This window comes from Vibrio pacinii DSM 19139, from assembly GCF_000711795.1.
GTDB classification, from domain to species: domain Bacteria; phylum Pseudomonadota; class Gammaproteobacteria; order Enterobacterales; family Vibrionaceae; genus Vibrio; species Vibrio pacinii.
In genome coordinates this window covers 180,617-194,927 of record NZ_JONH01000013.1, presented here as the reverse complement: position 1 = coordinate 194,927, position 14,311 = coordinate 180,617, and the positions used below count along the sequence as shown (strand labels likewise).

Annotated in this window: 16 protein-coding genes; 13 read left to right on the top strand and 3 right to left on the bottom strand. The window is 44.7% G+C overall.

Translation table 11 applies throughout. The features are described 5' to 3' along the window. Positions 1-394 precede the first annotated feature (394 nt). Positions 395-1,198, bottom strand: coding sequence for an inositol-1-monophosphatase (gene suhB, locus BS19_RS10050; protein WP_038175046.1), 804 nt, complete (start codon positions 1,196-1,198; stop codon positions 395-397). Between the two features lie 178 nt (positions 1,199-1,376). Here suhB and trmJ point away from each other — a divergent pair, with 178 nt between their 5' ends. The 12 genes from trmJ (at position 1,377) to fusA (ending at position 12,075) form a co-directional block, all read left to right on the top strand. Further along, positions 1,377-2,099, top strand: coding sequence for a tRNA (cytosine(32)/uridine(32)-2'-O)-methyltransferase TrmJ (gene trmJ, locus BS19_RS10045; RefSeq protein ID WP_038175045.1), 723 nt, complete (start codon positions 1,377-1,379; stop codon positions 2,097-2,099). A gap of 122 nt (positions 2,100-2,221) precedes the next feature. Further along, positions 2,222-2,728, top strand: coding sequence for a Fe-S cluster assembly transcriptional regulator IscR (gene iscR / locus BS19_RS10040; RefSeq protein ID WP_038175044.1), 507 nt, complete (start codon positions 2,222-2,224; stop codon positions 2,726-2,728). A 29-nt stretch (positions 2,729-2,757) separates the two neighbouring features. Continuing rightward, on the top strand, positions 2,758-3,972 hold the full coding sequence (locus tag BS19_RS10035; RefSeq protein ID WP_038175043.1) for an IscS subfamily cysteine desulfurase: 1,215 nt from the start codon (positions 2,758-2,760) through the stop codon (positions 3,970-3,972). Positions 3,973-4,021: 49 nt separating this feature from the next. Beyond that, positions 4,022-4,405 carry a Fe-S cluster assembly scaffold IscU gene (iscU, locus tag BS19_RS10030; protein ID WP_038175042.1) on the top strand — a complete coding sequence of 128 codons (384 nt, stop codon included), beginning with the start codon at positions 4,022-4,024 and terminating at the stop codon, positions 4,403-4,405. 64 nt (positions 4,406-4,469) lie between these two features. Continuing rightward, entirely contained in the window at positions 4,470-4,793 is a 324-nt protein-coding gene (iscA, locus tag BS19_RS10025; protein WP_038175041.1) for an iron-sulfur cluster assembly protein IscA, read from the top strand. A gap of 56 nt (positions 4,794-4,849) precedes the next feature. Next, on the top strand, positions 4,850-5,365 hold the full coding sequence (gene hscB, locus BS19_RS10020; RefSeq protein ID WP_038175038.1) for a co-chaperone HscB: 516 nt from the start codon (positions 4,850-4,852) through the stop codon (positions 5,363-5,365). 18 nt (positions 5,366-5,383) lie between these two features. Beyond that, complete coding sequence (hscA, locus tag BS19_RS10015; RefSeq protein ID WP_038175037.1) at positions 5,384-7,237, top strand: Fe-S protein assembly chaperone HscA; 1,854 nt, start codon at positions 5,384-5,386, stop codon at positions 7,235-7,237. An 11-nt stretch (positions 7,238-7,248) separates the two neighbouring features. Further along, complete coding sequence (gene fdx / locus BS19_RS10010; protein ID WP_038175036.1) at positions 7,249-7,587, top strand: ISC system 2Fe-2S type ferredoxin; 339 nt, start codon at positions 7,249-7,251, stop codon at positions 7,585-7,587. Positions 7,588-7,637: 50 nt separating this feature from the next. Then, the gene (iscX, locus tag BS19_RS10005) at positions 7,638-7,832 is read left to right on the top strand and encodes a Fe-S cluster assembly protein IscX (protein ID WP_038175034.1); all 195 of its coding nucleotides are present in this window, start codon (positions 7,638-7,640) and stop codon (positions 7,830-7,832) included. 147 nt (positions 7,833-7,979) lie between these two features. Continuing rightward, entirely contained in the window at positions 7,980-9,278 is a 1,299-nt protein-coding gene (gene pepB / locus BS19_RS10000) for an aminopeptidase PepB (protein ID WP_038175033.1), read from the top strand. A gap of 57 nt (positions 9,279-9,335) precedes the next feature. Then, positions 9,336-9,761 carry a nucleoside-diphosphate kinase gene (gene ndk, locus BS19_RS09995; RefSeq protein ID WP_038175032.1) on the top strand — a complete coding sequence of 142 codons (426 nt, stop codon included), beginning with the start codon at positions 9,336-9,338 and terminating at the stop codon, positions 9,759-9,761. 226 nt (positions 9,762-9,987) lie between these two features. Then, positions 9,988-12,075 (top strand): elongation factor G, encoded by a 2,088-nt coding sequence (gene fusA / locus BS19_RS09990; protein WP_038175031.1) that lies wholly within the window; start codon positions 9,988-9,990, stop codon positions 12,073-12,075. 75 nt (positions 12,076-12,150) lie between these two features. Here the strand turns inward: fusA and BS19_RS09985 are convergent, their stop codons facing one another. Further along, positions 12,151-13,083: a LysR substrate-binding domain-containing protein gene (locus BS19_RS09985; protein ID WP_038175029.1), complete on the bottom strand. Its 933-nt coding sequence runs from the start codon at positions 13,081-13,083 to the stop codon at positions 12,151-12,153. 96 nt (positions 13,084-13,179) lie between these two features. Between BS19_RS09985 and BS19_RS09980 the strand changes: the two genes are divergently transcribed. Next, on the top strand, positions 13,180-13,386 hold the full coding sequence (locus tag BS19_RS09980) for a DUF1127 domain-containing protein (protein WP_038175028.1): 207 nt from the start codon (positions 13,180-13,182) through the stop codon (positions 13,384-13,386). A gap of 2 nt (positions 13,387-13,388) precedes the next feature. On the opposite strand, the gene BS19_RS09975 is transcribed toward BS19_RS09980, so the two are convergent. Continuing rightward, positions 13,389-14,288 carry a LysR substrate-binding domain-containing protein gene (locus BS19_RS09975; RefSeq protein ID WP_038175026.1) on the bottom strand — a complete coding sequence of 300 codons (900 nt, stop codon included), beginning with the start codon at positions 14,286-14,288 and terminating at the stop codon, positions 13,389-13,391. Positions 14,289-14,311: the final 23 nt, after the last annotated feature.

Genomic DNA, 14,311 nt, shown 5'->3' with positions numbered 1-14,311 from the left:
AGCGGATCCAGCTGATAACCAAGGAATGCGCGTGTTGGGAGTTCGAATCTCTCCACCCCTGCCATATTTAAAGATCTAGCCGAAAGGTTAAGACCTTTTCTAATTATTAGTTAAGTCTTTAGTTAGCCAATAGTAGGTGTACTTATTGTTATTTCAACACCTACTATCACCAGTTCTGCGCTATTTGTTATTAGGACTCTATCAGTAATAACCATCTCTCTCTAGGAGGTTTAAATGCTTAGCACGACCATGGTTTAACTAGGGAAGCGGCTCGTTGTGTACTCGCCATTAGAGCCTTTCGGTGCAAATTGATTTCTTTAGAGTTGAGATCTCAGGTACAAAAAAGCCCACTCTTTCGAGTGGGCTAAATATCAGCTGTGACGGAGTTTCGATATTATTTTAGGATTGCTTCATTACCGTTTTCACGGATATGTTTAAGCATACCTTTCACACCACGAGCACTTGAAGCTACAACGTTGCCAGATTTAATGTAGTTAGTACCACCAGCGAAATCAGTAACGATAACCCCTGCTTCGCGAGCAATAAGTTCGCCAGCTGCGATGTCCCAAGGTTTTAGGCCTAACTCAAAGAAACCATCAACACGGCCAGCCGCTAGATAACATAGGTCAAGAGCTGCAGAGCCCGTACGACGGAAATCAGCACAGTCGACGAAAAGCGCAGACATTATCTTAAAGTAAGACTCTGAGTGTTGTTTTTGCTTGAATGGGAAGCCAGTAGCAATAATAGCGCCCTGTAGATCTTTAAGTTGCTTGACGCGGATGCGGGCATTATTAAGTTGAGCGCCAGAACCACGTTGTGCAGTAAATAGCTCATTGAGCATTGGGTCATAGACACATGCCACTTCAGTTTTACCTTTGAAGCGAACAGCGATAGAGACAGAAAAGTGTGGTAAACCTTTGATAAAGTTTGTGGTGCCATCCAGTGGGTCAATGATCCATTGTACATCTGTATCTTTACCTTCAATGACGCCATTTTCTTCTGCAATAATGCAGTGTTCAGGGTAAGACGCTTTAATGGTATCGATAATGAGCGATTCCGCTTCTTTGTCTACGTTAGTAACAAAGTCATTCGTGCCTTTTTGAGTAGATTCAATCTTCTCTACATTTTCTAAAGATTTAGCAATGTGATTGCCAGCTTTTCGTGCAGCACGAATAGCGATATTAAGCATTGGATGCATTATAATTTCCCAACGGATGTTAAAGAACAGAAAAACGGCCGAGAGTATATCAGATAAATCGCCAAATGGAAGTGGTTAATTTTTGCACTTTTGGTTTTATAACCTGTAAGGGTCTGACCATTTTACTCAGGTATATGATACTATCTTGCAGCTTCGATTTTAGTGTTAGGATTTTATCATGCTCGACAACGTCAAAGTGGTTCTGGTTGGAACTTCTCACTCTGGAAATATTGGCTCGGCAGCGCGTGCCATGAAAGTGATGGGATTGACGAATTTAGTTCTAGTTGACCCTCAATGCAGTGTTGATGATCAAGCACTTGCTTTAGCAGCAGGTGCAGCAGACATCGCTCAGAACGCGACGATTGTCGATACTCTTAATGATGCTGTTGCGGATTGCTCGCTCGTTGTCGGCTCTAGTGCACGCTCTCGTACGCTAGAATGGCCAATGTTAGAGCCACGAGAGTGTGGTCAGAAATTTGTGGAACAAGGTCAGGCTGCACCAGTGGCGTTAGTTTTTGGCCGAGAGCGCACTGGGCTTACTAATGAAGAGCTGCAAACTTGCCACTATCACGTCTGTATTCCCGCCAACCCTGAGTATAGCTCTCTCAACTTAGCTATGGCGGTGCAAACACTGAGTTATGAAGTAAGAATGGCTTATCTTGAATATCAACAAAGCCAGTTTGTTTTAGAAGATCAAGTCGAGTATCCACGTCACAAAGAGCTAGAAATGTTTTTCACGCACCTTGAAAAAGTGGCTAAACAGACCCAATTCATTAGTGAAGAACAGCCTGGTAAAGTGATGAATAAACTTCGTCGCTTGTTTAACCGTGCTCGTCCTGAAGCTCAAGAGATTAATATTCTACGTGGTATTTTAACTGCAATAGAGAAGCGTATTTCCTAACAATAGTACCCATGAGGTTAGAGTGGTTAAATACTTGACTGTTTTAGTCAATTAAATACTTGACCATTTTGGTCGGGTATGAAAGAATTGATGCCACATAAACGATGTGGATATGGTGTTCTATGAGACTTACATCTAAAGGAAGATACGCAGTGACAGCCATGTTAGATGTGGCTCTACACTCACAACAAACTCCTGTGCCTCTTGCGGATATTTCAGAGCGACAGGGTATCTCTTTATCATACCTAGAGCAGCTTTTCTCTAAATTGCGTAAAGCTGGTTTAGTCACGAGTGTTCGTGGGCCAGGCGGTGGTTACCGTTTAGGTGAAGATGCAAACTCGATTGCAATCGGTACTGTGATTGCAGCGGTGGATGAATCAGTCGATGCCACCAAATGCAACGGTAAAGGAGACTGCCAAGGCGGCTCTCGTTGCTTAACACATACACTATGGCGTGACTTAAGCTCACGTATCAGCGACTTCTTAAACAACATTACGCTCGGTGAGCTGATGAAAGATAATGAAGTGCTAGAAATTACCGAACGACAAGACTTAGAGCTTGTTGTAAATAATGGGTTCGCTAATAAAAATACTCACACTGCACCCATTGGTGTGAACGTCCGCTCTTAAGCGGTCTGCTTGTTACATTGGAGTAAAGAATGAAACTGCCTATTTATCTTGATTATTCAGCGACCTGCCCAGTAGATCCACGTGTGGCTGAAAAAATGGTTCAGTACATGACCATGGATGGTACGTTTGGTAACCCAGCGTCACGTTCACATCGTTACGGCTGGCAGGCAGAAGAAGCGGTTGATACTGCGCGTGAACAGATTGCTGACTTGCTCAACGCTGATCCACGCGAGATTGTATTTACCTCAGGTGCGACTGAGTCTGACAACCTAGCTATTAAAGGTGCTGCGCACTTCTATGCGAAGAAAGGCAAGCACGTCATCACGTGTAAGACTGAGCACAAAGCAGTACTCGATCCTTGCCGCCAACTTGAGCGTGAAGGTTTTGACGTTACTTACTTAGAGCCAGAGTCGAACGGTCTTATTGACCTAAACAAGCTTGAAGCTGCTATGCGTGAAGATACTGTGCTTGTATCAATCATGCACGTAAATAACGAGATCGGTGTGATTCAAGATATTGCATCAATTGGCGAACTGTGTCGTGAACGTAAGATCGTTTTTCATGTTGATGCAGCTCAGTCAGCAGGTCGATTGCCTCTTGATGTACAAGAGATGAAAGTTGACCTTATCTCTCTTTCTGCACACAAGGCTTACGGCCCTAAAGGTATTGGCGCGCTCTATGTTCGTCGTAAACCACGAATTCGTCTAGAAGCGCAAATGCACGGTGGTGGTCATGAGCGTGGTTTCCGCTCTGGTACTCTGCCGACTCACCAAATTGTTGGTATGGGTGAAGCTTTCCGTATCGCAAAAGAAGATATGCAAAAAGATTTCGAGCACGCTTTAGCGCTGCGTAATCGTCTATTTGATGGTGTAAAAGATCTAGAAGCAGTTACGGTTAACGGCGACTTTGAGCAACGTGTTCCACACAACCTAAACATCAGCTTTGCTTTTGTTGAAGGTGAGTCATTGCTGATGTCATTGAAAGACTTAGCGGTGTCTTCAGGTAGTGCATGTACTTCTGCCAGTCTAGAACCATCTTACGTATTACGCGCTCTTGGTCTAAACGATGAGTTAGCACATAGCTCAGTGCGTTTCTCGTTTGGTCGTTTTACCACTGAAGAAGAAATCGACTACGCAATCGAACAAATTCGTACTGCAGTGATTAAGCTGCGAGACATGTCTCCTCTATGGGATATGTATAAAGAAGGAATTGATCTAAGTACGGTTGAGTGGGCACACCACTAATCGAACATTTCATTCCAAGGATAGAGATAGAGGATTCGAGGTAAATATCATGGCATATAGCGAAAAAGTAATTGATCACTACGAGAACCCACGTAACGTTGGTTCATTTGATAAAGAAGATCCATCAATCGGTAGCGGCATGGTTGGCGCGCCGGCTTGTGGGGACGTAATGAAGCTTCAAATCAAGGTCACGCCAGAAGGCATTATCGAAGATGCGAAGTTTAAAACTTACGGTTGTGGTAGTGCGATAGCATCAAGCTCTCTCGTCACCGAATGGGTGAAAGGTAAGAGTATTGACGATGCTGCGTCAATCAAAAACTCGGAAATTGCTGACGAGTTGGAACTACCACCAGTAAAAGTCCACTGCTCAATTCTTGCCGAAGACGCAATTAAAGCAGCGGTCGCAGACTACAAGAAAAAACACCAACAATAAGTAATCCGTATATAATGGGAGGCTACCTCCCATTTCATTCGCAATAAAGAGACTAAGGTGCAGTATGGCCATCACAATGACAGAAACCGCGGCAAATCGCGTTAGATCATTCCTAGACAGCCGAGGAAAAGGTATCGGTTTACGCTTGGGTGTTAAAACGACGGGCTGTTCTGGTATGGCGTATGTGTTGGAATTCGTTGATGAGCTTAATGAAGAAGATCAAGTCTTTGAACATGAAGATGTCAAAGTGATTATTGATCAGAAAAGCTTGGTTTATCTCGATGGTACTGAGCTTGACTACGTTAAAGAAGGTCTCAATGAAGGGTTTGAGTTTAACAACCCGAATGCGAAGGGTGAATGTGGTTGTGGTGAAAGCTTCAACGTTTAATTGATAGCACCAGTAAGCTTTTGCTTGCTGGTAAAATACCAGGGACCGAATTCAACATGAATTACTTTGAATTATTTGGGCTACCAAGTCAGTTTGCGCTGGATGGTAGCCTTCTTGCTTCTCAGTTCCGTCAACTGCAAACGCAGTTTCATCCTGATAAATTTGCTACCGCGTCTGAGCGTGATCGATTAATGGCGGTTCAAAAAGCGGCGCAGATCAACGACGCCTACCAAATACTCAAAAACCCTATTTCTCGCGCTGAATACTTGCTTGCCGAAAACGGTGTCGAGCTGCGTGGTGAGCAACAAACGATGCAAGACCCTATGTTCTTGATGGAACAAATGGAGTTGCGTGAAGAGTTGGAAGACATCGCCGCCAGTGACGATCCTGAAAGTGCATTGTTCGACTTTGACACTAAGGTGTCAAAAATGTTTAAACAGCAGTTAGTGAGTGTCGAGCAAGAGCTCAACGATAGCGATTGGTCACACGCGGCGGATCGAGTGCGCAAACTTAAATTTATTGCCAAATTAAAACATCAAATCGAGCTAGTGGAAGAGAAACTCCTCGGCTAGTCAACAACAAGGATCAGCATGGCACTACTTCAAATTGCAGAGCCGGGCCAGAGCTCGGCTCCTCATCAGCATAAACTTGCTGCAGGTATCGACTTAGGTACAACCAACTCTTTGGTTGCATCCGTACGCAGTGGTGAGGCTACAACCCTCAATGACGAGCAAGGTGTGAGCCTATTACCTTCCGTCGTGAACTATTCGGGCGATGCACCTGAAGTTGGTTACAGCGCGAAAGCTAAAGCCGAAGTTGATCCGGTGAACACCATTATTTCTGTGAAGCGTTTGTTGGGGCGCTCTTTAAGTGATATCCAAACGCGTTACCCAAGCTTGCCATATAACTTTAAGACCAGTGATAACGGACTGCCAGTACTTGAAACGGCAATGGGAATGAAAAACCCGATTGAAGTTTCTGCCGATATTTTGCGTTCCCTTGGTCAGCGAGCAGAAAAGACGCTCGGTGGTGAGCTTGCGGGGGTTGTGATTACTGTTCCGGCTTACTTTGATGATGCGCAGCGTGCAGGCACAAAAGATGCGGCTAAGCTTGCAGGCTTACATGTACTTCGCTTGTTGAATGAACCGACGGCTGCGGCTATTGCCTATGGTCTAGATTCGGCTCAAGAAGGGGTGATTGCTGTTTATGACTTAGGCGGCGGTACATTCGATATCTCTATCCTTCGTTTATCTAAAGGGGTATTCGAAGTATTAGCTACGGGGGGGGACTCTGCACTTGGCGGTGATGATTTTGATCACTTGTTAGCAGACTACCTAGTAGATAAAGCTGGTATTAGCACGCCGTTAACGGCTGAGCAAAATCGAGTTAGTCTGAATGTAGCCACGAAGACAAAGATTGCTTTCTCTGAACAAGATGAAGTGAATGTGGAGCTGTTAGGTTGGTCAGGCCGAATCACACGACTTGAGTTTGAAGATCTTATTCGCCCGCTGGTTAAGAAAACCTTGATGTCTTGTCGACGGGCCTTAAAAGACGCCGATATTGATGCCAATGAAGTACTAGAAGTCGTTATGGTTGGAGGTTCAACTCGTACGCTTTTAGTCCGTGAAATGGTTGGTGAGTTTTTTGGTCGTACGCCATTAACCAGTATTAATCCTGATGAAGTGGTTGCGATTGGCGCGGGTATCCAAGCTGATATTCTTGTCGGTAACAAGCCTGATTCAGAAATGCTGCTATTAGATGTGATTCCACTGTCACTCGGTATTGAAACTATGGGTGGTTTGGTGGAAAAAATTGTTCCCCGTAACACGACGATTCCAGTGGCGCGAGCACAAGAGTTTACCACGTTCAAAGATGGTCAAACGGCGATGAGTGTGCATGTTGTGCAGGGCGAGCGTGAGATGGTCGATGACTGCCGTTCTCTTGCCCGTTTTTCACTGAAAGGTATACCGCCAATGACCGCTGGTGCGGCCCATGTTCGTGTGACTTACCAAGTTGATGCTGATGGCCTGTTATCTGTCACTGCAATGGAAAAAAGCACTGGTGTTCAGTCTGAAATACAGGTCAAGCCATCTTATGGTTTGAGCGATGATGAAGTGGCTAACATGCTGCGTGAATCAATGACGCATGCTAAAGATGATATGCAGGCACGAGCGCTCGCTGAACAGCGTGTAGAGGCTGATCGTGTCATCGAAGGCCTGATTGTTGCCATGCAACAAGATGGCGATGATCTACTCTCTGAACAAGAGAGAACTGAACTGGTTAACGCGATTGAAGCGCTTATTGAACTGCGCAATAGCGGTGATGCCGACGCTATTGAGCAAGGAATAAAAGACACAGACAAGGCAAGCCAAGCGTTTGCGTCACGTCGTATGGATAAATCGATTCGAGCTGCATTGGCAGGTCAATCCGTGAATGATATTTAAGAGATAAAGATATGCCTAAGATTATTGTACTTCCGCATGAAGACTTGTGCCCAGAAGGTGCGGTATTAGAAGCTGAGCCGGGTCAAACTGTACTTGATGTCGCGCTTAAAAATGGCATCAGCATTGAACATGCTTGTGAAAAATCATGTGCGTGTACGACTTGCCACGTGGTTATCCGTGAGGGATTTGACTCTCTTGATGAGAGCGATGAACTTGAAGATGACATGCTTGATAAAGCCTGGGGTCTAGAGCCGGAATCGAGACTAGGTTGTCAGGCTCGAATCACCGATGAAGATCTCGTGGTTGAAATTCCTAAGTACACATTAAACCACGCTTCTGAAGATCATTAATCGACTTTCAGGCAAGGTTACTTAGTTATAATATAAAAGGAAGGTAATGTATGAAATGGACCGACTCTCGTGACATTGCGATTGAGCTATGTGACAAGTTTCCTGATATTGATCCTAAGAATGTGCGTTTTACCGATCTGCATCAGTGGATAACAGAACTTGATGAATTTGATGACGAGCCTAATCGTTCTAACGAAAAAATTTTAGAAGCGATTATTCTTTGTTGGATGGATGAAATGGACTAACCCTGATGGGAAACCCATCATAGTTAACAAATTTTACGAAAAAAAACGGACCTTTTGGTCCGTTTTTTATTAATTTCACTTTAAAGTGTTAACATCCAGCAGTAACTAGAAAGGCGTAGGCAACGCCAGAAAAGACAAGGAGAAACCATGTCTACACAGATGTCAGTATTTCTAAGCCAGTCACCGGCAGCAGCGCAATGGGGTGACAAGGCGATCGTTTCTTTTTCAGACAATAATGCGACTATCCATCTAGAGGGTAGCGATGATCTTGGCGCGATTCAGCGCGCAGCACGTAAACTTGATAGCCAGGGGATCCTCAGTGTGTCGCTTGAAGGTCAAGGTTGGGATTTAGAAAATATCTGGTCCTTTCATCAAGGTTATCGTGGACCGAAGCAAGTCAACCAGATGATTTGGCACCCCCTTGCTGACGCCGAACAGGCAGAGCTGAGTGCGCGTATCACTGCAACCGATTTTACTCGAGATATCATCAATAAACCGGCAGAAGAAGTAGCCCCACGTCAACTCGCCTCAATGGCGGCGGAGTTCATCAAGTCAGTGGCACCTGAAGGCTCTGTCACGGTACGTATCGTCAAAGATAAAGATTTATTAACTGAAGGGTGGCAGGGCATCTACGCCGTAGGACGTGGCTCAGAGCGTACGTCAGCGATGCTACAACTTGATTTCAATCCGACAGGCGATGAAAACGCGCCAGTTTTTGCTTGTTTAGTTGGTAAAGGTATCACCTTTGATTCTGGTGGTTACAGCATTAAACCTTCTAATTTTATGACTTCGATGAAAGCGGATATGGGCGGTTCAGGTACCATTACTGGTGGGCTTGGTCTAGCTATCATGCGTGGATTAAATAAGCGTGTGAAACTGATTCTTTGCTGTGCTGAGAATATGATCTCGGGCCGAGCTCTCAAATTAGGCGATATTATCACCTATAAAAATGGTAAAACGGTTGAGATTATGAATACTGATGCCGAAGGGCGTTTAGTATTGGCAGATGGCCTGATGTACGCCAGTGAACAAAAACCTGAACTTATTATCGATTGCGCAACTCTTACTGGTGCGGCAAAAAATGCATTAGGCAATGACTATCATGCATTAATGAGTTTTGATGATGAACTGTCACATCAGGCACTAACGGCAGCACATGCAGAGAAAGAGGGCTTGTGGCCACTTCCTTTGGCTGATTTTCACCGTGGAATGCTACCATCAAACTTTGCTGATTTATCGAACATTAGCAGCGGCGATTACGCACCAGGAGCCAGCACAGCGGCGGCTTTCTTGTCATATTTTGTGGAAGATTACAAAAAAGGTTGGTTGCACTTTGACTGTGCTGCGACCTATCGCAAAGCGCCAACAGACAAGTGGGCGGCAGGTGCTACCGGTGTTGGTGTACGCACTTTAGCGGGATTATTACTTCAACAAGCAGAAAAATAATATCAAGAGGCCGTAGAGCCTCTTTCATTACAACAAAGAAAACGAAAGGATACCCTTATGGCTCTAGAAAGAACTTTTTCTATTGTTAAGCCTGATGCAGTAGAACGTAATCTTATTGGTGAAATTTACCACCGTATAGAAAAAGCAGGTTTGAGAATTATTGCTGCTAAAATGGTACATTTGACTGAAGAACAGGCGAGTGCTTTTTACGCAGAACACGAAGGCAAAGAATTTTTCCCTGCTTTGAAAGAGTACATGACTTCGGGGCCAGTGATGGTTCAAGTACTTGAAGGTGAAAATGCGATCGCACGCTACCGTGAGTTGATGGGTAAAACTAACCCAGAACAAGCCGCTTGTGGTTCGATTCGAGCTGACTACGCGCTTAGTATGCGTCATAACTCAGTCCATGGTTCAGATAGCCCCGAGTCGGCTGCGCGTGAGATCGAGTTCTTTTTTCCGAGTTCGGAAATTTGTCCGCGTTAATCGCCTAACGAACACGAAACTTATTGGTGCTGCTGGTACTATCAAGCAGCATTTCTAATAGCAAAATATTAAGCTTGTTCGCAGATCATTGTTAAGACTGATGAGTAATTCCTGCTAGTATTGGAAGGACAAGTTTTTTTGAGCACAAACACACGCAAGGGTATCAGTCTTGACAGATTGTGATATACTCTGCGCGCAATTTATACCTTATAAACAGAGTAAGACAATGGCAGATTTATCAAAGTACAGAAACATTGGTATTTTCGCGCACGTTGATGCGGGTAAAACGACCACTACGGAGCGTATCCTAAAGCTCACTGGTAAAATCCACAAAACGGGTGAAGTACACGACGGTGAGTCTACTACCGACTTCATGGAGCAGGAAGCTGAGCGTGGTATTACAATCCAATCAGCAGCGGTAACTTGTGAGTGGAATGGTCACCGTCTAAACGTTATCGATACTCCGGGACACGTTGACTTTACAGTAGAAGTATACCGTTCTCTTAAAGTTCTTGATGGTGGTATCGGTGTATTCTGTGGTTCTGGTGGTGTTGAGCCTCAGTCAGAAACAAACTGGCGCTACGCGAACGACTCAGAAGTTGCTCGTTTGATCTTCGTTAACAAGCTAGACCGTATGGGTGCAGACTTCTTTAACGTTGTTGATCAAGTGAAGAACGTTCTTGGTGCAAACCCACTAGTTATGACACTACCTATCGGTCGTGAAGATGACTTTATCGGTGTTGTTGATGTACTAAGCCGTAAAGCTTACGTATGGGATGACACTGGCCTTCCAGAAAACTACGAAATCAAAGATGTCCCAGAAGACATGGTTGATGAGCTTGAACAGTACCGTGAAGAGCTAGTTGAAACTGCTGTAGAGCAAGACGACGACCTAATGGAAGCGTACATGGAAGGTGAAGAGCCTTCTATCGAAGACCTAAAACGTTGTATCCGTAAAGGTACTCGTGACCTAGCGTTCTTCCCAACTTACTGTGGTTCTGCATTCAAAAACAAAGGTATGCAGCTTATCCTAGACGCAGTTGTAGATTACCTACCAGCGCCAGCAGAAGTTGATCCTCAGCCACTAACTGATCCAGAAACAGGTGAGCCAACAGGCGAAGTTGCTACAGTATCAGTAGATGAGCCTCTACGTGCACTTGCGTTTAAGATTATGGATGACCGCTTCGGCGCGCTAACCTTTATCCGTATTTACTCTGGCCGCATGAAGAAGGGTGATACCATCCTTAACTCTGCAACAGGTAAAACTGAACGTATCGGCCGTATGTGTGAAATGCAGGCGGATGAGCGTAACGAGCTAACTGAAGCTCAAGCTGGCGACATCATCGCGATTGTTGGTATGAAGAACGTTCAAACAGGTCACACACTATGTGATCCTAAGCATGAATGTACTCTAGAAGCGATGATCTTCCCAGAACCAGTAATCTCAATCGCAGTTGCACCTAAAGATAAAGGTTCTACTGAGAAAATGGGTATCGCGATCGGTAAAATGGTTGCAGAAGATCCATCTTTCCAAGTTGAGACTGATGAAGATTCAGGCGAGACTATCCTGAAAGGTATGGGTGAACTTCACCTAGACATCAAGGTAGATATTCTTAAGCGTACTTACGGCGTTGAGCTAGAAGTAGGTGCTCCACAGGTAGCTTACCGTGAAACTATCACTCAACCTGTTGAAGATAGCTACACGCATAAGAAACAGTCTGGTGGTTCTGGTCAGTTCGCGAAAATCGACTACCGTATCAAACCAGGTGAGCCAAACTCTGGTTACACGTTTAAGTCATCAGTTGTTGGTGGTAACGTACCGAAAGAATTCTGGCCTGCAGTCGAGAAAGGCTTCGGTTCTATGATGGAAACGGGTGTTCTTGCTGGCTTCCCAACGCTAGACGTTGAAGTTGAACTATTCGACGGTGGTTTCCACGCAGTTGACTCTTCAGCTATCGCTTACGAAATTGCAGCGAAAGGTGCATTCCGTCAGTCTATGCCTAAAGCGGGCGCACAGCTTCTTGAGCCTATCATGAAAGTTGACGTGTTCACTCCTGAAGACAACGTTGGTGATGTAATCGGTGACCTTAACCGTCGTCGTGGCATGATCAAAGACCAACAAGCTGGTGCTACTGGTGTTCGTATTAAAGCTGACGTTCCTCTTTCAGAAATGTTCGGTTACATCGGTCACCTACGTACTATCACTTCAGGCCGTGGTCAGTTCTCTATGGAGTTCGCACACTACGCACCTTGTCCAGCAAACGTTGCTGAGCAAGTTATTGCTGAAGTTAAAGAGCGTAACGCTAAGAAGTAATTCTTTTTGTTAGCTTGATAGCTTAAAAAAGCCCCTGAAGTGAAAACTTCAGGGGCTTTTTATTGGTCGTTCAGTTTACTGAGGACTGCGTGTGTCGATGATGTCACAATCTAGCTTACAATAAGTACGGCTTTCATCGACTTGATTAAATATCCACTCGCAGAAGCGACGAATTTTTTCACGCTTAAAGTAGGATTTAGGAGCACAGATAAAATAATTGTAGTCCGTACGCTGAGCAACGTGGCCAATTCGTACTAATTTACCTTCTTCGATATACCTATTGGCAAGACTATGTTTGGCCAGTGCCACGCCTTGTACCGCAAGAGCACCCTCCAATACAAAATGAGAACCATTGTACTTAAGTGTTGGTTTTTGCGCTGCATAGCCAATATTTTCTAACCAAGCTCCCCAATTCAGATCTGGCCAGTAATCTTCAATTAAATCTGCCGCCGTTAAATCACTTAGTTGATAGATGCCATGCTGTTGCTGATAAATTGGATGGCAGACAGGATAGAGTAACTCTTCCATTAGCAATTTGCTTGTGACGTTAGGGTATTGACCTGGTCCATAGCGAATACATAAATCGATATTCGAATTTTGAAAATCAACCAGTCTGTTTGTCGGTTCGATCATCAGCTCTTGGTTGGGATTTAGCTCCCTAAAGTGACCGATCCTAGGAACTAACCAATGTTGAGCGAAAGACGGTAAAGTCGAAATAGACAGTTGGTTTGGGTTTGGATCTTGGTTGATTTGTCTAATGCCTTGATGAAGGTGTTCGAAGCCTTTTTGCGATTGGGCGAACAACAATTCGCCCTCCATCGTTAACGTTACTTTTCTGTGTTGACGTAAAAATAGTTCGGTTCCCAGAGTTTCCTCTAGTTGCCTTATTTGTTGGCTAATCGCTGCGGCAGTAACAAACAACTCACTAGCAGCGAGCTTAAAGCTGCCTAGCTTTGCTGCGGTATAGAAGTAATAAAGTCCTTGTAATGGCGGTAATTTTTCTTTCACTTAAGATTTCCTTAACTGAGTGTCAGGTAGTATCGTTTGAGAGAACTTACGTGATAGTCGATTATTTACTCATCAAATGCAACTTGAGTATAGATTATGGAAACGTCAGAGTTTGGATATAAAGTAAAACTAACCGACACACTTACTTGGAATAAGAAAATCTTAACTAATGTGAGTCAATGGTGGCGAAACTATCGGACGAGAAAAGATCTCGCAAACTTATCTGAACATCTTTTAGAAGATATTGGTGTGGGGCGAGAGCAAGCGAGGCAAGAAAGTATTCGACACTTTTGGGATAAATAGCGTTACTCGACAACCTCACTTTGTAACCAGTTGGCGAACGCGGCGATACGATTCCGACGAGGTGACTTCTCATCATAAAAAAGATTGAACTGAATCCCCGGCGTCATGCCGATATCAAATGGTTTGATGAGTAAGCCTCGTTCGACATAATCACTCGCCAGTGAGTCACTCGCCAAACAGGCACCATGACCTGCCATGACCGCGTTCATAGCATGGTCAAAGGTGCTTACATCCATCCATTGAACCGAGTCTTTGTTCATACTGACGCCCGCTTGAGCAAACCAGGTCTGCCAAGGGTAGCCACCAGACTCATAGTGGATCAGCCAACAATTGAGTAGCTGTTCGGGGCAAGTCAGTTGGATTGAATCAGCTAAATGGGGCGAGCAAAAAGGATAAATGGTTTCTTCGAACAGAAGGTGTTTATTGAGCTGTTGTTCGCCAGTGAGATCAAGCTCGTCACCTTGCCAGATTGCGACATCGGCATCACCTTGTTTAAGTTTAGGAGCATCACAACTGGTAATAATTCGGATCGGAATACCTGGGTGCTGAATCGAGAATTTCCACAACCTAGGCAGTAGCCAACGAGAGGCGAAAGAAGGCGTTGAACTTACGCACAGTAGGCCTTCAACAGGTTCATTTTGGATCTGATTTAAACCTGTGATGATGTGATCAAAACCAAGCGAGACATGACGAAAGAGAATCTTACCAGCCTCTGTCAGGCGCATCTCTCTACCATCGCGGACAAACAGTTTGCAACCAAGGCCATCTTCAAGTTGACGAATCTTCTGACTGACCGCCGCTTGGCTAATACAGAGTTCATTTGCAGCTCGACTATAGCTGTTGAGCCTAGCGGCTACTTCAAAGTAGCGCAATCCCGGTAAATGATGCAGCCTTGCATCCATATTTTATCCCTAACTATTGATCC